General features: G+C 59.6%; 20 protein-coding genes. 11 read left to right on the top strand and 9 right to left on the bottom strand.

Annotated features, from left to right (window positions below; genetic code table 11):
- The first annotated feature begins 2 nt into the window (after positions 1-2).
- The 3 genes from ACR0LI_RS18335 to rarD all read left to right on the top strand — a co-directional run bounded on the left by ACR0LI_RS18335 (position 3) and on the right by rarD (position 4,691).
- A complete protein-coding gene (locus ACR0LI_RS18335) occupies positions 3-980 on the top strand; it encodes a GlxA family transcriptional regulator (protein ID WP_171637714.1) in 978 nt (325 codons plus the stop codon).
- Positions 981-1,069: 89 nt separating this feature from the next.
- Entirely contained in the window at positions 1,070-3,523 is a 2,454-nt protein-coding gene (locus ACR0LI_RS18330; protein ID WP_480718988.1) for a GcvT family protein, read from the top strand.
- A 262-nt stretch (positions 3,524-3,785) separates the two neighbouring features.
- Positions 3,786-4,691 carry an EamA family transporter RarD gene (gene rarD / locus ACR0LI_RS18325; RefSeq protein ID WP_171119891.1) on the top strand — a complete coding sequence of 302 codons (906 nt, stop codon included), beginning with the start codon at positions 3,786-3,788 and terminating at the stop codon, positions 4,689-4,691.
- On the opposite strand, the gene ACR0LI_RS18320 is transcribed toward rarD, so the two are convergent.
- Positions 4,682-5,392: an SGNH/GDSL hydrolase family protein gene (locus ACR0LI_RS18320; RefSeq protein WP_480492407.1), complete on the bottom strand. Its 711-nt coding sequence runs from the start codon at positions 5,390-5,392 to the stop codon at positions 4,682-4,684. The genes rarD and ACR0LI_RS18320 overlap by 10 nt on opposite strands.
- Before the next feature lie 2 nt (positions 5,393-5,394).
- Complete coding sequence (locus ACR0LI_RS18315; RefSeq protein ID WP_171637706.1) at positions 5,395-5,805, bottom strand: nuclear transport factor 2 family protein; 411 nt, start codon at positions 5,803-5,805, stop codon at positions 5,395-5,397.
- A 96-nt stretch (positions 5,806-5,901) separates the two neighbouring features.
- Here ACR0LI_RS18315 and ACR0LI_RS18310 point away from each other — a divergent pair, with 96 nt between their 5' ends.
- Positions 5,902-6,549 carry an RluA family pseudouridine synthase gene (locus ACR0LI_RS18310; RefSeq protein WP_480718987.1) on the top strand — a complete coding sequence of 216 codons (648 nt, stop codon included), beginning with the start codon at positions 5,902-5,904 and terminating at the stop codon, positions 6,547-6,549.
- A gap of 2 nt (positions 6,550-6,551) precedes the next feature.
- Here ACR0LI_RS18310 and ACR0LI_RS18305 read toward each other — a convergent pair whose 3' ends face one another.
- A complete protein-coding gene (locus ACR0LI_RS18305) occupies positions 6,552-6,743 on the bottom strand; it encodes a hypothetical protein (protein ID WP_170345624.1) in 192 nt (63 codons plus the stop codon).
- Positions 6,744-6,849: 106 nt separating this feature from the next.
- Here ACR0LI_RS18305 and ACR0LI_RS18300 point away from each other — a divergent pair, with 106 nt between their 5' ends.
- From ACR0LI_RS18300 to ACR0LI_RS18285, 4 genes are all read left to right on the top strand, one after another.
- Positions 6,850-7,542: a helix-turn-helix transcriptional regulator gene (locus ACR0LI_RS18300; RefSeq protein ID WP_171637703.1), complete on the top strand. Its 693-nt coding sequence runs from the start codon at positions 6,850-6,852 to the stop codon at positions 7,540-7,542.
- Positions 7,543-7,668: 126 nt separating this feature from the next.
- Positions 7,669-8,340 (top strand): YiaD family glycine zipper/OmpA-like lipoprotein, encoded by a 672-nt coding sequence (locus tag ACR0LI_RS18295; RefSeq protein WP_171230628.1) that lies wholly within the window; start codon positions 7,669-7,671, stop codon positions 8,338-8,340.
- Between the two features lie 132 nt (positions 8,341-8,472).
- Positions 8,473-9,015: an NADPH-dependent FMN reductase gene (locus ACR0LI_RS18290; protein ID WP_480718986.1), complete on the top strand. Its 543-nt coding sequence runs from the start codon at positions 8,473-8,475 to the stop codon at positions 9,013-9,015.
- A 15-nt stretch (positions 9,016-9,030) separates the two neighbouring features.
- Positions 9,031-9,822, top strand: coding sequence for an HTD2 family dehydratase (locus ACR0LI_RS18285; RefSeq protein ID WP_480718985.1), 792 nt, complete (start codon positions 9,031-9,033; stop codon positions 9,820-9,822).
- On the opposite strand, the gene ACR0LI_RS18280 is transcribed toward ACR0LI_RS18285, so the two are convergent.
- On the bottom strand, positions 9,814-10,848 hold the full coding sequence (locus tag ACR0LI_RS18280) for an NAD(P)/FAD-dependent oxidoreductase (protein WP_480718984.1): 1,035 nt from the start codon (positions 10,846-10,848) through the stop codon (positions 9,814-9,816). The genes ACR0LI_RS18285 and ACR0LI_RS18280 overlap by 9 nt on opposite strands.
- A 55-nt stretch (positions 10,849-10,903) precedes the next feature.
- On the opposite strand from ACR0LI_RS18280, the gene mnmC2 reads away from it, so the two are divergent.
- Both mnmC2 and ACR0LI_RS18270 read left to right on the top strand, forming a co-directional pair.
- Complete coding sequence (mnmC2, locus tag ACR0LI_RS18275; RefSeq protein ID WP_480486529.1) at positions 10,904-11,569, top strand: tRNA (5-methylaminomethyl-2-thiouridine)(34)-methyltransferase MnmC2; 666 nt, start codon at positions 10,904-10,906, stop codon at positions 11,567-11,569.
- Positions 11,566-12,435, top strand: coding sequence for a DMT family transporter (locus ACR0LI_RS18270; protein WP_480718983.1), 870 nt, complete (start codon positions 11,566-11,568; stop codon positions 12,433-12,435). The genes mnmC2 and ACR0LI_RS18270 overlap by 4 nt, the downstream gene beginning before the upstream one ends.
- Here ACR0LI_RS18270 and ACR0LI_RS18265 read toward each other — a convergent pair.
- On the bottom strand, positions 12,409-14,382 hold the full coding sequence (locus ACR0LI_RS18265; protein WP_480486531.1) for a lytic transglycosylase domain-containing protein: 1,974 nt from the start codon (positions 14,380-14,382) through the stop codon (positions 12,409-12,411). The two genes, ACR0LI_RS18270 and ACR0LI_RS18265, sit on opposite strands and share 27 nt — an antisense overlap.
- A 134-nt stretch (positions 14,383-14,516) precedes the next feature.
- Between ACR0LI_RS18265 and dapA the strand changes: the two genes are divergently transcribed.
- On the top strand, positions 14,517-15,389 hold the full coding sequence (gene dapA / locus ACR0LI_RS18260) for a 4-hydroxy-tetrahydrodipicolinate synthase (RefSeq protein ID WP_171637693.1): 873 nt from the start codon (positions 14,517-14,519) through the stop codon (positions 15,387-15,389).
- A 134-nt stretch (positions 15,390-15,523) separates the two neighbouring features.
- On the opposite strand, the gene ACR0LI_RS18255 is transcribed toward dapA, so the two are convergent.
- The 4 genes from ACR0LI_RS18255 to pta all read right to left on the bottom strand — a co-directional run bounded on the left by ACR0LI_RS18255 (position 15,524) and on the right by pta (position 21,172).
- On the bottom strand, positions 15,524-16,396 hold the full coding sequence (locus tag ACR0LI_RS18255) for a dimethyl sulfoxide reductase anchor subunit family protein (protein WP_171637691.1): 873 nt from the start codon (positions 16,394-16,396) through the stop codon (positions 15,524-15,526).
- On the bottom strand, positions 16,396-17,145 hold the full coding sequence (locus ACR0LI_RS18250; RefSeq protein ID WP_171172200.1) for a 4Fe-4S dicluster domain-containing protein: 750 nt from the start codon (positions 17,143-17,145) through the stop codon (positions 16,396-16,398). Before ACR0LI_RS18250 ends, ACR0LI_RS18255 begins: the two co-directional genes overlap by 1 nt.
- A 109-nt stretch (positions 17,146-17,254) precedes the next feature.
- Positions 17,255-20,074 (bottom strand): molybdopterin oxidoreductase family protein, encoded by a 2,820-nt coding sequence (locus ACR0LI_RS18245; protein WP_480718982.1) that lies wholly within the window; start codon positions 20,072-20,074, stop codon positions 17,255-17,257.
- 90 nt (positions 20,075-20,164) lie between these two features.
- Entirely contained in the window at positions 20,165-21,172 is a 1,008-nt protein-coding gene (pta, locus tag ACR0LI_RS18240) for a phosphate acetyltransferase (protein ID WP_209835471.1), read from the bottom strand.
- Between the last annotated feature and the right edge of the window lie 121 nt (positions 21,173-21,293).

Raw genomic sequence — 21,293 nt, 5'->3', positions numbered from 1 at the left:
AAATGGCGGCAAAATCTACTTCGGACGCTCCAAAGCAGGCCATCCGGCATTTCGACATCCTTGTCGCGCCGGGTTTCGTGCTGTTGGAGCTGGCGTCGTTGGTAGAGGTATTGAGGCTGGCCAACCGCGTATGCCCAAGCCCTCCGTTCTCCTTCACCTATCGCTCGCTCAAAGGTGGCCCGATTGCCAGCAGCAGTGACGCCGTGGTTCAAACAGAGGCAGTGCTGCCACAGCCAAGGGCGGATTACCTGTTCGTAATCGGCAATTCAGACCCGGACCATCCGGATTTGTCGTTGGGGCGGGTGGTGTCGGACTATACCTTCCGGGACGCAAAGGTGTTCCTGCTGGCCGAAGCCGCCAGCCGCTATATCGACGAGCAGGGAACAGCCGACTTGGCAACCCATTGGGAAAACGCATCGTTCCTGCGGGAACGCGGCGCCCGGTTCGAAGCCAAACTGTCGATCGCAACCGAACAGGGCGCGGTTGTGACATGTGCCGGGATGGAGGCCACAACGGATATCGCCTTGGCGGTGATCGGGCGCCATATCTCGGGGCCTGCGAAGATGACCGTGGCCGACATCATGCTGCATGAGAACATCCGCGATTTCGCTTCGATGCAACCGTTCTCGGGGGCCAAGTTGACGGCGACCGGCGATTCGAAGCTGGATCAGTGCATAAAGCTCATGCAGGCCAATATCGAAGACCCCCTGCCTATCAATCAGATCGTCGAATCGCTGCACCTGTCGAACCGGTCCCTCGAGCGCAAGTTCAAAACCTTTTTTGGAACCACTCCCAACGGATTCTACCGGGAAATGCGACTAGCCAAGGCAAATAACCTGTTGCTGAACACCACGATGAGCGTACGCGAAATTGGATTGGCCTGTGGTTTTCCGAACGGGTTTTCGTCCGTGTACAAAAGCTTCTTCGGGGTCACGCCCTTTGTCGTACGCCGGCAAAAGCGAGCCGCATCACATCGGTGAAAACTTCGGATTCTGTGACGCTTTTGATGCATTTGCCGTCGATCTTTCATGGCAATCTATGCCAAACCTGACACAGCGGAGATTTCAGGATGGTTGATCTTCCCAGCAAGGCCCGAGTGGTCATCATCGGCGGTGGCGTCATCGGATGCTCGGTTGCATATCATTTGACCAAGAAGGGCTGGACCGATGTTGTTCTGCTAGAACGCAAGCAACTGACCAGTGGCACCACCTGGCACGCGGCGGGCCTGATCGGGCAACTGCGCGCGTCTTCCAACATGACCAAACTGGCGCGTTATTCCGCAGAGCTCTATCTGGGCCTTGAGGAAGAGACCGGTGTCGCCACCGGCCTACGTCAGGTCGGGTCCGTTTCGGTCGCCCTGACCAGTGAGCGGTTGGAGGAGCTTCACCGAAATGCGGCAATGGCCCGCGCCTTTGGCGTGCCGGTCGAAGAGCTTTCTCCGACCGAAGTCAAAGAGCGATATGAGCATATCAACCTCGACGGCGTGGCAGGTGGCGTTTGGTTGCCAACCGATGGCCAGGCAGATCCTGCTAATATTGCCTTGGCGTTGGCCAAGGGTGCGCGTCAACGCGGTGGGTTGATCAAGGAACGGGTGAAGGTGACCGGGATTTCCCGGCACGGACGGCGCGCGACCGGTGTCGACTGGGTCAGTGATGACGGGCAATCCCAAGGGCATATCGCCTGTGATATGGTTGTCAATTGCGCGGGAATGTGGGGGCGCGAGGTAGGCAAGATGGCCGGCGTGAATGTGCCGCTGCACGCCTGCGAGCATTTCTACATCGTCTCTGAACCCATTGAAGGGTTGAGCCAGATGCCGGTTCTGCGGGTGCCAGATGAATGCGCCTACTACAAGGAAGATGCGGGCAAAATGATGTTGGGCGCATTCGAGCCCAATGCCAAACCCTGGGCCATGAACGGTATTCCCGACAGCTTCGAGTTCGACCAACTGCCCGAGGATTTCGACCACTTCGAGCCGATCCTCGAAGCGGCGTGCAACCGGATGCCAATGCTGTCCGAGGCGGGTATTCACACCTTCTTCAACGGCCCCGAAAGCTTCACACCCGACGACGCCTATCACCTGGGTCTGGCACCCGAGATGGACAATGTCTGGGTCGCCGCCGGGTTCAACTCGATCGGTATCCAGTCCGCCGGTGGCGCGGGCATGTCGCTGGCCGAGTGGATGGATGCCGGTGAAAAGCCCTTTGATCTGGGCGATGTGGATATCGGTCGGATGCAGCCGTTTCAGGGCAATAAGAAATACCTTTATGAACGCTCAAAAGAAACGTTGGGATTGCTCTACGCTGATCACTATCCCTATCGCCAGAAAGCCACGGCGCGGGGCGTGCGCCGGACGCCATTCCATCACCACCTGAATGAACACGGTGCCGTGTTCGGCGAACTGGCCGGGTGGGAGCGCGCCAACTGGTTCGCCAACGAAGGGCAGGAACGCGAATACAGCTACAGCTGGAAGCGTCAGAACTGGTTCGAGAACTCGGCCGCCGAACACCGCGCGGTGCGCGAGAACGTGGGCATGTATGACATGTCCTCCTTCGGCAAGATCCGGGTCGAAGGCCCCGATGTCGAGAAGTTCATGAACTATATCGGTGGCGGCGATTATGCGGTGCCCAATGGCAAGATCGTCTACACGCAGTTTCTGAACCGTTCCGGCGGGATCGAGGCGGATGTCACCGTGACCCGCCTGTCCGAGACCGCCTATCTGGTGGTCACTCCGGCGGCGACGCGACTGGCGGACCAGACGTGGATGATGCGTCATTCGGGGAACTTCAACGTGGTCATCACCGATGTCACGGCGGGTGAAGGCGTTCTGGCGGTGATGGGTCCGAATACGCGGGCCCTGCTGGAAAAGGTTTCGCCCAACGATTTCTCGAACGCGGCAAACCCCTTCGGCACCGCGCAGGAGATCGAGATCGGTATGGGCCTCGCCCGCGCCCACCGCGTCACCTATGTGGGCGAGCTGGGTTGGGAGATCTACGTCTCGTCCGACATGGCGGGCCACGTCTTTGAAACGCTGCACGAGGCGGGGCAGGACATGGGGTTGAAGCTTTGCGGCATGCACATGATGGACAGCTGCCGGATCGAAAAGGGTTTCCGCCATTTCGGCCATGACATCACCTGCGAAGATCACGTGGTGGATGCCGGGCTGGGCTTTGCCGTCAAGGTGGACAAGGGCTGCGACTTCATCGGCCGCGAGGCGGTGATCGCTCGCAAGGAAAGCGGGCCGAAATCGCGCCTGGTGCAATTCCGCCTGACCGATCCCGAGCCGCTGCTGTTCCACAATGAACCGATCATCCGCGATGGCGAGTATGTGGGCTATCTCAGCTCGGGCAACTATGGCCACACGCTGGGAGGCGCGATTGGCATGGGCTATGTGCCTTGCGAGGGGGAAAAGGCTGCCGACGTGCTGGCCTCGAGCTACGAGATCGATGTGTGTGGCGTAAAGGTCAAAGCCGAAGCGTCGCTCAAGCCGATGTATGATCCGAAATCCGAACGGGTGAAGGTGTGACCACGGGTTTTGGTGGGGGCGCTGCCCCCGCCGCCTTCGGCGACTCCCCCGGGATATTTTCGGCCAGATGAAGAGCCGGTCCCTTGTTCATCTGGCCACAAATATCCCGGAGCGCGAGGCAGAGCCTCGCATTTCAGACCTCACCTGAAAAGCGTGGTCTGACAACTCATCAAACATTGTTATGTGACACTTCACTGTTTTCAGAGTTTTCAACCCGTTCATTTCTGCCTTAAACCGAACCGGTATCAACCGGAGACCCGATGTGGCAGACACGCTTCTACCTTCACAGAACACGGACACACCAAAAGGGCTTGCGCTGGCAGTCACGGCCTATGTCCTGTGGGGGTTCTTGCCTCTGTACATGAAAGCGCTGGATCATATGGGCGCGGTCGAGGTTGTGGCGCACCGTGTTATCTGGTCAGTGCCTGTGGCCGGGTTGTTGCTGGTTGTCCTGGGCCGAACCCGGGATCTGAAGGCCGCGCTTGGCAATCCGAAGATGTTGGGTATGGCCGCTTTGACCGCTGCGCTTATTTCCGTGAACTGGGCGATTTACGTATGGGCCATTTCCACGGGCAACGCACTGGATGCGGCGTTGGGGTATTACATCAACCCCCTATTCAGTATCGCGCTGGGGGCAATCCTGTTGAGAGAACCCCTGACAAGGACACAACTGTTCGCGGTCGGATTGGCCGCGCTGGGTGTGGTGGTACTTGTGGTGGAAGCCGGTCGTTTGCCTTGGGCGGCTCTTGGGTTGATGATCAGTTGGGGATTCTACGCGTTCTTCAAGCGCTCGCTGCCGATTGGGCCGAACCAGGGTTTCCTGCTTGAGGTCCTGATCCTTTTGATCCCGGCGCTGGTCTATGTCACGTTTCTGGGTGTGCGGGGCACTGGTCATTTCGGTGTCGCGATGTCGGACACCTTGTTGTTGTCCTGTGCAGGGGTCGTGACGGCGGTGCCATTGCTGGTTTATGCAAATGGCGCCAAACTGGTGCGTCTGTCCACGATGGGCATCCTGCAGTACATCGCGCCGACCATGATCTTCATTACAGCGATAACCCTGTTCGGCGAGAAGATAGACACGGGCCGGATGATCGCGTTCCCACTGATCTGGGCGGCTCTGGTCGTTTACTCGATCCCTATGATCCGGCAGGCGCGCGGTCAGGCCTGAAGCAACAGACGCGCGGCTGCATCCGCCCAGAGCGCATACGCCCGGGGACTGGGATGGTAGCCATCCGGTGCAGCCAATGCCGGGTCGTCCGGCAGGTCGAGTGGCAGATGTTGAACATGCGGAAATGCAGCCGCAACCTCTTGCAACCCCTGATCCAGGCGCGCGGCCTGGCATCCAAGCACCCAGGCCAGCGGCTGTGGTAGGGCCGGAAACCTGTTCATCTGCGGGACAGCGGTTACGACGATGCGACGAGCCCCCAGGTTTTCTGAAAGCAAGCGGATAAGGCGGGTCTGACGGCGCGCAAATTGCTGGCGTGTTACGGCACGGGTGACATCATTGACTCCGAGTGCCGTAACGACAGCATCGAACTCGCCGTCCATTTGCGACAGGCGGTCGATCGTGTCCTGGGTGGTGTGCCCGGTTGTCGCTTCCAGCCGCCATTCGACCGCATAGTGGCCGGCCAGACGGTTGACCAGATGACCGGATAACGCCTGATCTTGCGTGCCTGCGCCCACTCCGGCAGCCGAGCTGTCACCGGTGATCAAAAGCCGCAGACGTGGCCCGCGCCCTGTGCGGCCTTCGCGCGGGCCAGTCGGTTCCGGCAGCAACTGCGCGTTCCTTCGCACCGATAGCCCCTGCGTGGCAAGCACCGGAAGCAACGGAACCCGCAAAATCTGATCGGCAGCTAGGGAACGAGGCATTGTCAGCTCAGCGCGTTTTTGAATTCCAGAAAGCGAGCGTCTGTCATGACCCGCGCCATCATGGCATCGCGCAAGGCACCTACCGTTTTGTAGGGGCGCATGACGACCTCGAAAACCTGGATCAACCCGTCGTCGTTCAACGTAACAAGATCCACGCCGATACCATCCAGATCACCGACTTTGCATTGAAACTCCAATGCCCAGTCTTTCCCGTCGCCCATGACGCGCCGATAACGAAAATCTGAAAACACCTGCCCGACATGCCCCAGAACGGCAGCGACCGGAGCGCGCCCTGTCCAGGTGCTGTAGTATGTGGGCGGCAGGAACTGCACATCTTCGGCCAGGAGCTGATGGATCAAGGTCTCATCGCCCTTTGCGACAACCTCTTGCATGCGTTCAATTGTCGGGTGCATGGCATCTCCTCCGCTTTTGAAGAGAAGGTCACCGAACATCGGCGGGCATGCAAGGACGACGTTGCGGGAGGTCACGAGCTGGGATAGGCACCCTGCATGAGCGACACCTATGATCCCCCTCAAACCCCGCTGGATGTGTTGCATGAAGATGCACAGCTGATCGTGGTGAACAAACCTTCGGGCCTGCTTTCGGTTCCGGGGCGGGGCGCGCATCTTTCAGATTGTCTGTTGACCCGGGTGCAGGATGCATTTCCACAAGCACTGCTGGTGCACCGGCTGGACCGTGACACGTCCGGTGTCATGGTCTTTGCCCAAACACCGCACGCACAGCGCAACCTGAGCATGCAATTCGAGCAGCGTCAGACCCGCAAAACCTATATCGCCCGAGTCTGGGGGCAGCTGGAACCCAAGACCGGCACCGTGGACTTGCCTCTGATCGTGGACTGGCCCAACCGACCCAGACAGATGGTTTGCCACGCGACGGGCAAACCTGCCGTGACGGACTGGCGTGTCGTGAAGACCGAAGGCGATACGACGCGTGTGCGTCTGTTTCCCAAAACGGGCCGGTCTCATCAACTTCGCGTCCATATGCAGGCGCTGGGCCACTCGATCCTGGGCGATCCATTCTATGCGGCGGGCGATGCGTTGGACTTCCCCAGATTGATGCTGCATTCGGAAGAACTGCGTCTGAAACACCCGGAAGGTGGGGTTTCGATGAAGTTTCGGGCCCGGCCCGAGTTCTGATCTCAGGCCGTGCTGGTCCAGAGCATCTTTAGATTTCCCAGCGAAAATCGTCTGGATCGTTTCTTTGATACGGGCTGCTTGCACTGCCGGGCCATGGCGATTTCGCGCTCGATCTCGAAGGCGCGCAGGGTATGGTCCTGAGACCATTGCCCCAGCCTGAGTGTCATCATGACATGGGTGTCGAGGTATGGCATTTTTCGTGCTCCTTCTTTCGATGCCAATTCAATCTGGCCCATCACTCCTGACACCCTCTTGTCAGTGGGGTGTGCTAGGGTGTCAGCATGGTGACAGGAGGATGCAATGCGCCGTTCGACCCGATTGTTTGAAATCATCCAGATCCTGCGGGCTGCGGGCGCTCCGGTCACGGCAGAGGCCCTGGCCGCAAGGTTGGAGGTGTCCGTGCGCACGGTTTATCGGGATATTGCCGAGTTGCAGGCGCAACGGACGCCCATCGAAGGTGAGGCCGGTATCGGGTACGTGATGCGGCGCGGCTATGATCTGCCGCCGCTCAATTTCGATGCAGAAGAAGTTGAGGCCTTGTGGGTTGGCCTGTCTCTTCTTGCGCGTACCGGCGACAGTCACCTTCAAAGGGCCGCCAGCCGGATATGCCAGAAGATCGACGCATTGCATTGCCCAGCGGATTGGTTGCAGGTTGCCCCATGGGGTGCCCCGGCGGATGATCCAAACAAGGGTTGCGTTTCGATCGCGCATTACCGCGAAGCCATCAGGGCAGAGCGGAAAATCCGTATCACCTATGAAGATAGCGAAGGCGAACGCACGGTTCGGGTCGTGCGCCCTGTGGCGCTGATCTATCACATCGAATGCACGATGTTGGCAGGCTGGTGCGAATTGCGCAACGGGTTTCGCCATTTCCGCACCGACCGTATCTGGTCCAGTGAATGCACCGAAGATAGCTTTTCAGGACAAAGCAGGTCATTGCGCGAGCTCTGGCAGGAACAGCAGAATGCAGAAACGTTCGTTGAAGCGGTTTGAATACGTGTTTGGCGGGTATTCGCCGACTTCACCGCATTGTAGCTTGAGCCGCCAAGCCTGCACAGTGATATACTGAGGAAAACGAAGCACGCCCGAATAACGGGTGCTGGAGCAGAAGGTGATATCATGACGATTTCCAAGTTTTTCGTGGCCACAGGTTTGTGTTCAGCCCTTGTGTTGGCGGCCTGTACCGACCCGGGCACGCTGAAAGTACAGGACGACCCGAACCAGAACGCCAAACAGGGCGCCGTTCTGGGTGGGCTGGTCGGCGCTGGAATCGGGGCAATTGCCAATAATTCGAACCCCGGTCTGGGCGCGTTGGCCGGTGCTGCAATCGGTGCTGCCGGGGGCGGCGTGATCGGCAATCAACTGGACAAGCAGGCTGCGGAGCTGCGCCAACAACTGGCAAATGACGGAATTACAATCGTCAACGCAGGCGATCGCCTGATTGTGACGGTCCCGAATGACATCACCTTTGACACCGACAGTTCGACTGTGCGCCCGGCGTTGCGGTCTGATCTGGTGAAAGTGGGCCAGAATCTGGTCAACTACCCGAATTCGAACGTGCAGATCATCGGGCACACTGACAGCGACGGCGACGCAACCTACAATCAGGGCCTGTCAGAGCGCCGCGCGAATGCCGTGGCCGATATCCTTCAGGCCAACGGTGTCAGCTACAACCGTATTCGCACGATCGGGCAGGGCGAAAACAACCCTGTCGCGTCCAACCTGACGCCGGAAGGAAAATCGCAAAACCGGCGTGTCGAGATTGTCGTGGTGCCCAGCGGGAACGCGTAACCACTGCGCGGCGCGAACAGCGGGGCCGCCCAATGGGCGGCTCGGTTTGCGCAATGACTGTGCGTCAAATGGGGTTTGGATCGGGGTGATCTCGGTCTAACTTGCGCCAAAAACAGAAACGGAGCTTTCCCGATGTCCCAACCGACCCTTCTTGGCCTGTCCGGGTCCCTGCGCCAGAACGCGACCAACCGTAAGCTTCTACGCGAGGCGGCACGGTTGTTCGATCCGGCAAGCTTTGTCGAAGCGAATTTGAACCTGCCCCTCTACGACGGTGATCTGGAAGACAAAGAAGGGATTCCCCAGGCGGTTCATACGCTGGCCAATCAGATCGCACAGGCCGATGCGGTGATCATTTCGACACCAGAGTACAACAAGGGTCCATCAGGCGTTCTGAAAAACGCGCTGGACTGGGTCAGCCGAACGCAAGGCAATCCATGGGCCGACAAACCGGTTGCGGTAATGTCGGCGGCCGCTGGTCGTGCAGGCGGGGAACGGGCGCAGATGATCCTGCGGGCCTGTATGGTTCCATTTCAGCCGCGCATCCTGCAAGGGCCCGAAATCCATCTGGCGAACAGTTCGAACGAATTCGACGATCAGGGAAAGCTGCGTTCGGACCGGTACGAAAAGTCTTTGCATGACTTGATGCAGAAACTCCGGGCCGAGGCCGGTTTCTGATCGCGGGTCAGGCAAATGACGCAAGAGCGACAGACCGATCTCTTGGATCCGGCCCGCGCGGCCGCATTTCAGGTCGCGCTGGGTGGTGTGCCAACGATCGCCAGTGGTTCGGAATTGCCGCCCTTCTTCCATCAGCTTTATTTCTGGACCCCTCAACCGGCCGCCGCATTGGGTCGGGATGGGCATCCCAAGGTTGGGGGCTTGATCCCGGATATGGGGTTGCCGCGCAGAATGTGGGCCGGCGGGCGGTTGACCTTTCATGCGCCATTGATCGCAGGGATCACCGCCGAAAAGAAATCGGTTCTTGAAAGTCAAAACGCCAAGGTGGGGCGGTCCGGCCCGTTGGGCTTTGTCACGTTGCGGCACGAGATCTGGCAGAACGGTCAGTTGCGCATGACAGAGTGGCAGGATCTTGTTTATCGCGAAGATCCTGCGCCGGATGCTGAAATGCCCCAACCGCCCCCAGCGCGCACCGATGAGACCGATTGCCGCGAAGTCGGGTTCGATTCAACGTTGTTGTTTCGATACTCGGCCCTGACCTTCAATGGCCACCGTATTCACTATGATCTGGACTATGCGCGCGATGTGGAAGGATATGGCGGGCTGGTCGTGCACGGGCCGCTTCTGGCGCAGCTTCTGATGCTTTTCGCGGTTGACCTGATCGGTCCGCTCGCCTCGTTTTCGTTCCGCGCGACTTCACCATTGATGCATTTCGAAACTGCCCAGTTGTGTCGGAGGGGTGCAAACATGTGGGTGCGCGGCCCTGACGGGCGGCAATGCATGCAAGCCGTCGCCCAGTCACAATGAGGCTTCGGGCCGGAACTCATCAGGGATCGTATCCCGATCTTCCAGCATAAGATCGGCCATGACCTCGGCGATTTTGGGGGCCATGCCGAAACCGATTTTGAACCCGCCATTGGCGATGTACTGCCCCTGATGCAGGGGATGGGCGCCCAACATCGGCGCTCGGCTTTTGCTGCGCGGGCGCACACCGGCCCAGCGTTCAATCACCTCGGCCCCGTGCAACAGGGGCAGGACGCGCGTGGCGCGGTCTATCACGTCGTCCAGAGTTTCGTCCGTGCTGGTCGGGTCCTCATAATCCCGTTCCGAGGTCGATCCGACCGCAAGTGTTCCGTCTGCATGCGGCACAATGTGAATCGCGTCGGCGAATAGTTGCGGCACTTCCCCTGCGTCGAAGCGCAACAGGGCGGCCTGCCCTTTGACTCCATTTCCGACGGTCTTGCCGTAGGCGTCGTTCAGTTCCTGCAATCCTGCAAGGCCCGTGGCGTGGATGACCTGCCCCTTGTCCTCGGCTTCACTGACAATGTGAACGCCCATGACCTCGAGTGCTGCGACCAGCGCGGCACAGGCCCGCCGGGGGTGCATTCGTGCCGTCAGCGTATCGCGAATGACAAAGCCTGTGGGGCTGGGTGGGCACCATGAACCCGCTTGGGTCGCGGTGATGACACGCCATTCCGCCCGACCTTGCCAAAGCTCATCTGCGGTGCCTTCGCGCTGGCGGGCCAGTTCCAGACCACGCGCGTCCGGGATCGGCTGAAGGCGGCCCAGCCGGCCATAGCCGGGTGAAACCCCGCCGGTGTCTTCGATCTGTCGCCAGAACGGTTCAGCCATGATCAGACTGTCGAACTGAAATGCTTTCTTGGCGTTCCAGTTTTCCGGCACATGCGGGGCCAATGCGCCGACCAGACCTCCGCTGGACCCGGCGCCGGGACCGGACGGATCGACAACCTGCACTTTCGCGCCGCGGCGCGCACAAATCCAGGCGATGGACAGGCCGAAAATTCCTGCGCCGCGAACCGTCACATCGACCATTGCCAATTCCCTTTTCCTTGTTCAGTGTCGCGCCGCTTAGCTACAGGATTCCCCAATGGCAGACCAGCGCGCCGAATTGACGTGGACCGAAGATCAGATACCGGTCTCGGATCGCTTCGACGACCCATATTACTCGTTACAGAACGGGCTGGAAGAGACGCGCCATGTATTTCTGGCGGGAAATGATTTGCCTGCGCGATTTGCGCCGGGGTTTCACATTGCCGAGTTGGGTTTTGGCACCGGCCTTAACCTGCTGACCGCCTGGTCGGAATGGGAGGCATCCGGCCAGAAAGGGCCATTGCGCTTTACCAGTTTCGAAGCCTTTCCCATGGCACCGGACGACATGCAGCGCGCGCTTGGGGCCTTTCCCGAATTGCATCCGTGGAGCAGCCGGTTTCTGGCGCATTGGACAGGGCGCACGTGTATGTTGGATTCGCTTCGGTTTGAGGTGGTGATCGGCGATGCACGCAAGACATTGCCGAACTGGGACGGTGTGGCAGATGCCTGGTTTCTCGACGGGTTTTCACCAGCCAAGAACCCTGAATTGTGGGGCGCGGACCTGATGCAGGACGTGGCAAGCCACACTGTCAAAGGCGGTACAGCTGCCACGTATACGGCCGCGGGTTTTGTGCGCCGGGGGCTTGAAAGTGCCGGTTTCAACGTAACCCGCACACCCGGCTATGGTCGCAAGCGGCACATGACACGGGCACACAAAGCATGACCCAGACGAACAATGTCGGTGCGGGCATCGCTTTGATGGTGGGCGCGACAATTGTCTTTGCCTTGCAGGACGGTATCTCGCGCCATCTGGCCGGAACCTACAACACCTACATGGTGGTCATGATCCGCTATTGGTTCTTTGCGGCTTTTGTCATCGCTCTGGCCGCCCGGGCCCCCGGTGGGCTGAAGGCGGCCACAAAGACAAGTCAGTTGGGTTTGCAGATCGTGCGGGGCTTGTTGCTGGCGGCCGAGATCTGCATTGCGGTGTTCGGCTTTACGGTCCTTGGCCTGATCGACAGTATGGCCGTCTTCATCTGCTATCCTTTGCTTGTCGCCGCGCTGAGCGGGCCGGTGCTGGGCGAAAAGGTCGGATGGCGGCGATGGGCCGCGATCGGTGTCGGCTGCATCGGCGTTCTGATCATCCTGCAACCGGGCGCCGGGGTCTTTAACCCATGGGCTGTCATACCTTTGATTTCCGCTTTGCTGTTTGCGATCTATGGACTTTTGACGCGATATGTCGCCCGTCAGGACAGCGCGGCGACCAGCTTTTTCTGGACCGGTGTCGCCGGTGCCGTGGCGATGACCGTGTTTGGCATGTGGTTCTGGGAGCCGATGGCGCGCGGCGACTGGCTCTGGATGGCGCTGCTTTGTGTCAGTGGGGTGTTCGGGCACTGGCTGTTGATCAAGTGCTATGAGATGGCCGAAGCCAGTTCGGTTCAACCCTTTGCATATTTTCACCTGGTCTGGAGCGCGATCCTGGGTATTTCGATCTTTGGCGAAACGTTGCGCCCCGAAGTCGTGGCGGGCGCAACCATCGTCGTGGCCGCAGGTTTGTTCACCTTATGGCGCGAACGCCGCCAGAGATGATCCGATCAGCTCCTGCGAGAAAGGAACCGGAAGGGCGGGTTGCCCCAGGCGGGCACGGTAGACCGGCAGGCTTTCGGTCACGCGCATCACGTAGTTCCGCGTTTCGCTGAACGGGATCGTCTCGATCCAGTCGACGATATCGACCTCGCCTGTGCGCGGATCACCATAGCGTTCCATCCACGAGATCGGGCGCCGTGGCCCCGCATTGTACCCCGCCGCCATCATCACAACGTTGCCGTTGAAATCGGCCGCCAGACCAGAAAGATAGTTGGCCCCAAGCTTTGCGTTGTATTGCCAGTCCGTGGTCAATCGTCCCGTCTGATGGCCGCTGAGAATGCCCAGCTCGCCCGCGACCAGCTTGGCCGTGGCGGGCATTACCTGCATCAGGCCGCGTGCACCCGCACCGCTGACGACGACCGGGTCGAACTCGCTTTCACGGCGCGCGATGGCCAATGTCATTTCCTTGGCCATCGGCAATCGCATATCTGCAACGGGATGGACCGGGTAATAGGCTGCGGGCAGAACGGTTCCCGTAGTTGCCGCCCGTTTGGCGATCATCACGGCCAGATGCGGCTGTTTCAGTTCGATCACCAGATCGCCCAATTGATTGGCCTGTACTGGATCAAGGCTTTCGACCAGATGGGTCAGGAACCGTTCGGACAGGTTTGCTTCTCCGGCTTTCAGCAACAGCAATCCGGCCTCCAAAACGCTGGAATCGGCAAATTCCGCCTGCCGCCAATGCGGCGCGCGCCGCGGATTGGCCAGTTCTGCATCAAACGGTCGTCCGATCCGTTCTGCGGCTAACAGACCGTAGAATGAGGTCTGGTAGTCGGCCCCCATCGCATAGGCGTCATACGCCTTGTCCGCGTCACCCAATGCCGCGTAAGCGCGCCCAAGCCAATAGCCACCACGGCCTTTCGAGATCGGAGATTTCACGGCGTCCGAAAAGTTCTGGAAGTGGCGAATGGCGGTGGCAGGATCATTCAGTTTGCGAAGCGCCAGAAAACCGGCCAGCCATTCAAGATCGGCATAGCCGTAACCCATTTCGGGGGTCATGTGATGATTGGCGGCCACGTCATAGGCGCGCGCCGCACGGCCCGATCGCATCTCAAGCCGTGCAAGACGGCGCCGTCCCTCGGCCCATTTGTCAGGCTCACCCAGGGCGTCAGGCCCGGTAGAGCGTGCCAGCATCAGATCGACGGCGCTGTCATCCAGTTCTTTCTTGTCGCGCCAGACAAAACGATCGAAGGCCAGCCCGGGCGCATCCGCCAGAGACTTGGGAACTGCTGCCACCTTGGTGTCCACACCGGGTTGGCGTTTCTGCAATGCTATCCGTGCTTCGGCCAGTTTGCGTTCGTCTGAACCGACCAAAGGCAACATCTGCCCGGCGCTTACAAGATGACCGTCCCACAGCATTCTGTCCAAGCGCGCCGCGTGATGCGGCTTCAGAAGTTTGGCAAAGTTTTCCAGATAGCTTTTTTGCAGACCCGAACCCATTGGCATGGTGCGCCAAGCGGTCACAATGTCGGCCTCCGCTTCTCCGATGCGTCCCTTGGCTTTCAGAGCGACGGCAAAGTTCAACGCGCCCTCTGCCGTCTGAGGCGGCATGCCGGCATAGAATTTCAGAACCCTGTCTGGATCGGCACCGGTGAAAACAGGCTCGCTCTTGCGGCGCAACCATGCCAGCCCGGGCCAGTCCGGGCGACGTTCGAGAAACACCAACACGTCGCCAGAGCTGCCGAAGCCCTCGCGCAGCCAGTGCCAGACAATGATATCGCGCGATACAGAACCACGCTGGCCGGATACGCGCAACGCTGCGTTCCAGTCGCCTTTGCGCATTTCGGTAAGTCCAGCGCGCAAATCAGCAGCAGCATCTGCCCGTGCTGAATGCGTCGCAGTCACCGAATACAGAATCACAGCAGTCAACAGTGCCAGAAAGCGTGTCATCCCTTGCATTTCCTAACCAACCGAGGATAGAGCCTGTGAGGATAAACCGTGCGTCGCCGGGATCAACTCACAAAGCTGGAAACGTGAGGGACCGCGGCGTAAAAACTGCAAAATGCACCTTGAAGGAGCGTGTCATGTTCAAAGGCTCGATGCCAGCCCTCGTCACCCCGTTCAACAACGGCGAGTTGGACCTGAAGACGCTCAAACATCTGGTGGACTGGCAGATATCCGAAGGCTCGACCGGGCTGGTGCCTGTGGGAACAACCGGCGAAAGCCCGACGCTCAGCCACGAAGAGCATGAAACAGTGATCGAAGAGGTCGTCAAAACCGCTGCGGGCCGCGTTCCGGTCATTGCCGGTGCCGGGTCGAACAACACGGTCGAAGCTGTCCGCTTCGTTCAGTTCGCGGAAAAAGTCGGAGCGGATGCGGCACTGGTCGTTACGCCGTATTACAACAAACCGACTCAGCGTGGCCTGATCGCGCATTTCGAGGCGCTGCATGCGGCCGCGGATATCCCGATCATCATCTACAACATTCCGGGCCGCTCAGTCATTGACATGACACCTGCCACGATGGGTGAACTGGCCAAGCTTCCCCGTATCGTCGGGGTCAAGGATGCAACGGGCGATCTGGCCCGTGTCAGCCAGCAGCGTGCAACTTGCGGCGCAGATTTCTGCCAATTGTCCGGCGAAGACGCCACCGCACTTGGCTTCAACGCACACGGCGGTGTTGGCTGCATTTCGGTCACCGCAAACGTGGCCCCCAGGCTCTGCGCCGAATTCCAGCAGGCGACACTGGCAGGGGATTACGCAAAAGCGCTGGAGTATCAGGACAAACTGATGCCGCTGCATGAGGCGATCTTCATCGAGCCGGGCCTGGTCGGTGCCAAATATGCACTCAGCAAACTGGGCCTTTGCAGCACCGAAGTCCGCTCACCCCTGACCGAGCTGGAAAACAGCACCAAGGATGCAATCGAGGCCGCAATGGCCCATGCTGGCCTGATCTGACTGGTATTTCAGAATACAACGAAGGGCGGCCTCGAACCTCGAGCGCCGCCCTTTCTTTTCCAAATATCCAGACTTCATCTGGCTAAAAATATCCCGGGGGAGTCGCGGCTTGCCGCGGCGGGGGCAGAGCCCCCTCAGCGTTTGCCGTAATACAGCCCCACGACATGTTCGGCCTGCGCAAAGAACAGCCAGCGCGACGTTGCAACACCTGCCAGATGCGAGGCCACGGCCAGCAGGGCGAAGACGTGATTGAACGGCAACAACAACAGCAGAACCGGCAGCACGAATGCCAGAACGAACGAGATCAGCCGCAGTTTTTCGGCGTGTTTGCGCCCGACCACGTGAACAAACTCTCGCAGCAGATAATTGGTGCCGGTATGGGGCGGTTCAAAGGCGCGGACGGAACCGCGTGCGCCAAGCCCGGTGGCTGTACCCAGATCAGTTCCCGATGATGCAAACGCCTGATCCCCTTTGCGCCAGTACAGTATCTGCACCAACGCCGCGATCAGCAGCAGCGGCAGAGCTGCACTTGTCTGACCTGCCAGCAAGGCACCACCGGCCAGGCTGAAGCTGAGGAACATGGCAGGTGTCAGGTTCATGTTCCAGCGTGGGATGGTCTTGAGCTGCGTGTAGATCATCGATGTCGTGAACACTGTGGCCAGCGACAACCCTGCGCCGATCCAGCCCAGAAAACCCCAGCGCTGGTCCAGAAACACCACGCCAATTGCATAGAGCCCCATGACGACCAGCGCGAGTACGGCACACCAACCTTCACGGCTGAGCCAGCTGGTTTTCCATTGAGTGAAGGCTTTCAAGGCCCGTTCCGGATGGCCCAGGTGGAAGGTCGAAGCCAAAAGCCCGCCGACGGCCAGACCATAGGCAATGGCGAAGAACACAAAAGCCACCCAACCCGAAACAGCCGGAAACCCCAGGCCAAGAAAGAACAGCAGTCCAAATCCCAGACCGGACAGGGTGGTGAACAGAATGACGGAGGGTGCGGGATGCATCAGAGTTTCTCCAACGTCTTGTCGAGCCAGCCGAGGAACCCTTTGGGCTCGTCAGCGATGGGGGCCAGCAGGGGGGCCAGTATGTCGATCTGGTCTTCCACGGTGTCCTTGGGGCGCGGGGGCAGGTATTTGTTGACGGGTTTGGTACCCATTTCCGGCATCAGGTCCATGCCACCCCGTTCTGCAACCAGCTGGCTGACATCGCTGTCAGGGTCGCCCAGATCACCAAAGTGCCTTGCGCCCGCAGGGCAGGTGCGAACACAGGAGGGGATACGGTCGACCTCGGGGAGGTTTTCGTTGTAGATGCGGTCCACGCAAAGTGTGCATTTCTTCATCACACCTTCGGCCACATCCAGTTCCCGCGCACCGTAAGGGCAGGACCAGGCGCACAGGCCGCATCCGATGCAATCGCTTTCATTGACCAGGACGATGCCATCCTCGACCCGCTTGTAGCTGGCGCCGGTGGGGCAAACGGTAACACAGGGCGCGTCTTCGCAATGCAGGCAGGATTTCGGGAAGTGGATCAGCTGGGCATGCCCGTCGGCAGGTTGCACTTCGTAGGAATGCACGCGGTTGAGAAAGGTGCCCGAAGGGTTTGCACCGTAGGCGTCCTGATCCGAAAGAGGGGCGCCATAATTTTCTGTGTTCCAGCCTTTGCAGGAAATAACGCAGGCGTGGCAGCCGACACAGGTGTCCAGGTCGATGACCAGGCCCATCTTGCGGTCAGTGGAGTTTGGTAGCTGGGTCATGTCAGTGAACCTCTGCTGTGGAGGGCAGGTGAGGGGGCCAGCCCCCTCTTGAGCCTGCGGCTCAATTCACCCCCGGGATATTTTTGGCCAGATGAAGTGCGGATCCGGGTCATTTGCCTACCTTCCAGGCCAGGTTCTCAGGGCCGGTTCCGACAGGAGATTTGATCGGGTCGAAATTCGGCTGGCTTTGCGCATCGGCAGGTGCGTCGGCTTTTTCGATTTTGACCTTCAGGTCGAACCATGCCGCCTGACCAGTGATTGGGTCCGAATTGGCCCAGCGCATTCCATCATCTTTGGACGGCAGCAATTCGTGAATCAGGTGATTGAGCAGGAAACCTTTGGTCGCTTCTGGTGCGTCTTCCTGCAAGGCCCAGGCGCCCTTGCGTTTGCCGATGGCGTTCCATGTCCAGACCGTGTTGTCGTTCAGCGCGGCCATCTCCATCACCGGCACGGTGATCTTACCGTGGGGAGAGCTGACTTTTGCCCAGTCTCCGTCTTGCAGGTTGTGTTCCCGCATCAGTTTGGTCGGGACGTACAGCGGGTTTTGCCCGTGCAACTGGCGCAGCCATGCGTTCTGTGTGCCCCAACTGTGATACATGGCCATTGGGCGCTGCGTCAGGGCGTTGACGGTGAAGCCTTCATTGCCCTGCTGATCGGTTTCGTACCAGATCGGCAACGGATCCATGGTGTCCTTGATGCGCTGGCGCAGGTGCTCGGGCGGCTGGCGGTCTCCGTGACCTTCGGCAGCCAGCTGGAAACGGCGCATCGGTTCGGAATAGAGTTGGAACAGATAGGGCTGAGGGCTGTCATAGATGCCCATCCCGACGGCCCAGTCCTGATAGGCGGTGTTCCACGGTTTGTAGTAATCCGCGCCTTCCGGGATATGCGCCACATAAAATCCGCCGTTTTCGATATACCGGTTCAGCTGATCCGGATTGACCTCGCCGCGGCCTTCCTTGTCGCCGTCTGGACCCCGGAAGCCGGCCAGCGGGCCGATGCCAGGGCGTCGTTCGTGGTTGACAATGTAATCTGCGTAGTCATTCCACTTTGGGCTGCCGTCTTCATTCGTGAAACCCGGCAGGCTCATACGGTTGGCCAGCTCGATCAGAACCGACTGGAAACCACGCACGTCACGGTCGGGTTTGACCACCGGCCAGCGAATGGCGTCTGCTGCGGCGTCGGCCTCGCAGATCGGGCGATCCAGCAGGGAGATACAGTCGTGCCGCTCAAGATAGGTGGTGTCGGGCAGGATCAGGTCGGCATAGGCCACCATTTCAGAAGAATAGGCATCGGAGTAGATGATGCGCGGGATGATGTAATTGCCGTCTTCGGCCTTGGCCGTCAGCATCTCCATCACACCTTTTGTGTTCATGGAGGAGTTCCACGACATGTTCGCCATATACATGAACAGCGTGTCGATCTTGTAGGGATCACCGGCAGCCGCGTTCGAAATCACCATATGCATCAACCCGTGCGCGGACATCGGGTTTTCCCAGGTGAATGCCTTGTCGATGCGTTGCGGCGTGCCGCAGTCGTCCAGCAGCAGGTCTTCGGGACCACGTGGAAAGCCCAGATGCGGGCCGTTCAGCGGGCGTCCCGGACGCCTGTCGCCATGAGGCGTCGGGTGTGCTTCGACCGGTTTGGGATAGGGTGGCTTGAAGCGGAAACCGCCCGGCACCTCGACTGTTCCCAGCAGGATCTGAAGCACGTGCAGTGCGCGGCAGGTCTGGAATCCGTTGGCATGGGCCGAAATGCCCCGCATGGCATGGAAGCTGACGGGACGACCAATCATCTTCGAGTGCTTTTCACCCCGAAAATCAACCCATTCTTGATTCAGTTGGATCGCCTCGTCAAAAGCGACCCTGGCGATTTCGGCGGCAATAGCCCGGATACGTTTGGCGGGAATGCCGCAGCGATCGGCTACCGCCTCGGGCGCGTGTTCGTTGCTGAGGTATTTCTCGGCCATCAAGTGGAAAACGGGACGGTGCGTTACACCGTCCTTGTCATAGGTCGCCGACAGGTCCGGGCGCACGCCGGGCTTGTCGAATGCGGTTGGCTTGCCCGTCTTGCGATCAATAACCAGCGGCTTGCCATCCTCGTCGCGCAGGAACAGGCCCTTTTCCGCACCCTCGCTTGCGTTCACCAGAACCGGCGCATTGGTATAGCGGCTCAGGTAATCCAGATCGATCTTGCCAGCTTTCATCAGGACGTGGATCAGCGACAAAATGAACAGCCCGTCTGTTCCGGGTGTGATGCCGACCCAGTCATCGGCAACTGCGTTATAGCCCGACCGGATCGGATTCACTCCGATCACCCGTGCGCCGCGCGCCTTGATCTTGCCGATCCCCATTTTTATCGGGTTGCTGTCATGATCCTCGGCGACGCCGAACAGCATGAACAGTTTGGTGTGATCCCAGTCGGGTTGCCCAAACTCCCAAAAAGCGCCGCCCATCGTGTAAATGCCACCGGCCGCCATATTGACCGAGCAGAAGCCGCCGTGGGCTGCGTAGTTCGGAGTGCCGAAATTCTGGGCCCAGAAACTGGTGAAGCTCTGGCTCTGGTCGCGGCCAGTGAAGAAAGCCAGCTTCTGCGGTGCGGTTTCATGCAGTTCGTTCAGCCAGCCCACGGCAGTGCTGAGCGCCTCGTCCCACTCGATTTCGCGAAATTCACCCGAGCCGCGTGGGCCGACACGCTTCAGCGGTTTGCGCAGGCGAGAGGGGGCGTTGACCTGCATGATCCCGGCAGAGCCCTTGGCGCACAACACACCCTTGTTGACCGGGTGGTTCCGGTTTCCTTCGATATAGGCTACCTTGCCATCTTTCATGTGAACGTTGATGCCGCAGCGGCAGGCGCACATGTAACAGGTGGTTTTGCGGACCTCGTCCGAAACTTTCGGAGACGTTTCAAGGATCGGCTGCTGATGGGTCATTGGCGGGTCCTGTCGGTTATGTCGGGAGGATTGTTTCACTTTCCTTCCGATTTGAGAACATCGTTCTGAAGACGACGCGAGTTCTGAGTTTTATTTCCTGATAGCTTGCAGTGCCGTCACGGCGATCATCTGGGTCACGTCTTCGGCGCTGCATCCGCGGGAAAGATCGTTGGCGGGTCGGGCCAGCCCCTGCAGAACCGGGCCGATTGCGGTGTAACCCCCCAGTCGTTGCGTGATCTTGTAGCCGATATTGCCCGCGTCGAGATTGGGAAAGATCATCACGTTGGCCTGACCGGCGACCGAAGATCCGGGCGATTTGCGATCCCCGACCGAGGGCACGAAGGCCGCGTCGAACTGAAGCTCGCCGTCGACCTCGAGATCCGGGGAACTTTGACGCAGTGTTTCAGTGGCCTCGATCACCTTGTCGACATCGGGATGCTTTGCGCTGCCTTTGGTCGAAAAGCTGAGCATGGCGATCTTGGGGTCAACCCGCAGCAGTGCGCGCGCCGATCTGGCCGAGGCGACGGCAATTTTGCTCAACTCGTCAGGGCTGGGATCGATGACCAGGCCGCAGTCCGAATAGAGCATCGCCCGCGCTCCGGGTTGAGCGTCTTCCGGCGGGTACATCAGGAAAAAGGATGATACCATTCCGGCATCGGGGGCCATGCCGATCACCTGAATGGCCGCGCGTACAATGTCTCCGGTCGTGTGAACGGCTCCACCTACGGTTCCAGTGGCCCGCCCGCTGCGTACCAGCATGGCGGCATAGACTGGCGGTGTTTCAACGGCGGCTCGGGCCTTGGCCGGATCGACGCCCTTGTGTTGGCGCAGTTCAAAATAGGTTTGAGCAAACTCTTCGGTCAGGTCCGAGGTTGCCGGGTCGTGAACCATGACGCCGTCAGAGCGAGTGGCGTTCTGGTTTTTGAGGGCGGCGTCGACCTCGGCTTGTGGACCGACCAGAATGACATCGGCCAGTCCGGCTTGTTGGGCGGCCAGCGCCCCCGCAACAACGCGGGGATCACTGCCTTCGCATAAAGAAATCACAGGGCGCGAGGCCGGGGCGCTCTGACGCAACAGTTCAATTGGTGTCATTGTCATGCGCTGTGGCCTCGTCCTTTGATTACGCTTCCTGAGCTTTCATGTCGTCGGCGGAGATTCCGGCGACGGCGACGGGTTTTTTCATCGCGTCGCGGCGGAAAGGCTCGCCGAGCTCCTGGTT

Source organism: Ruegeria sp. CL7 (assembly GCF_056536445.1).
This window is presented reverse-complemented; position numbering and strand designations above follow the sequence as displayed.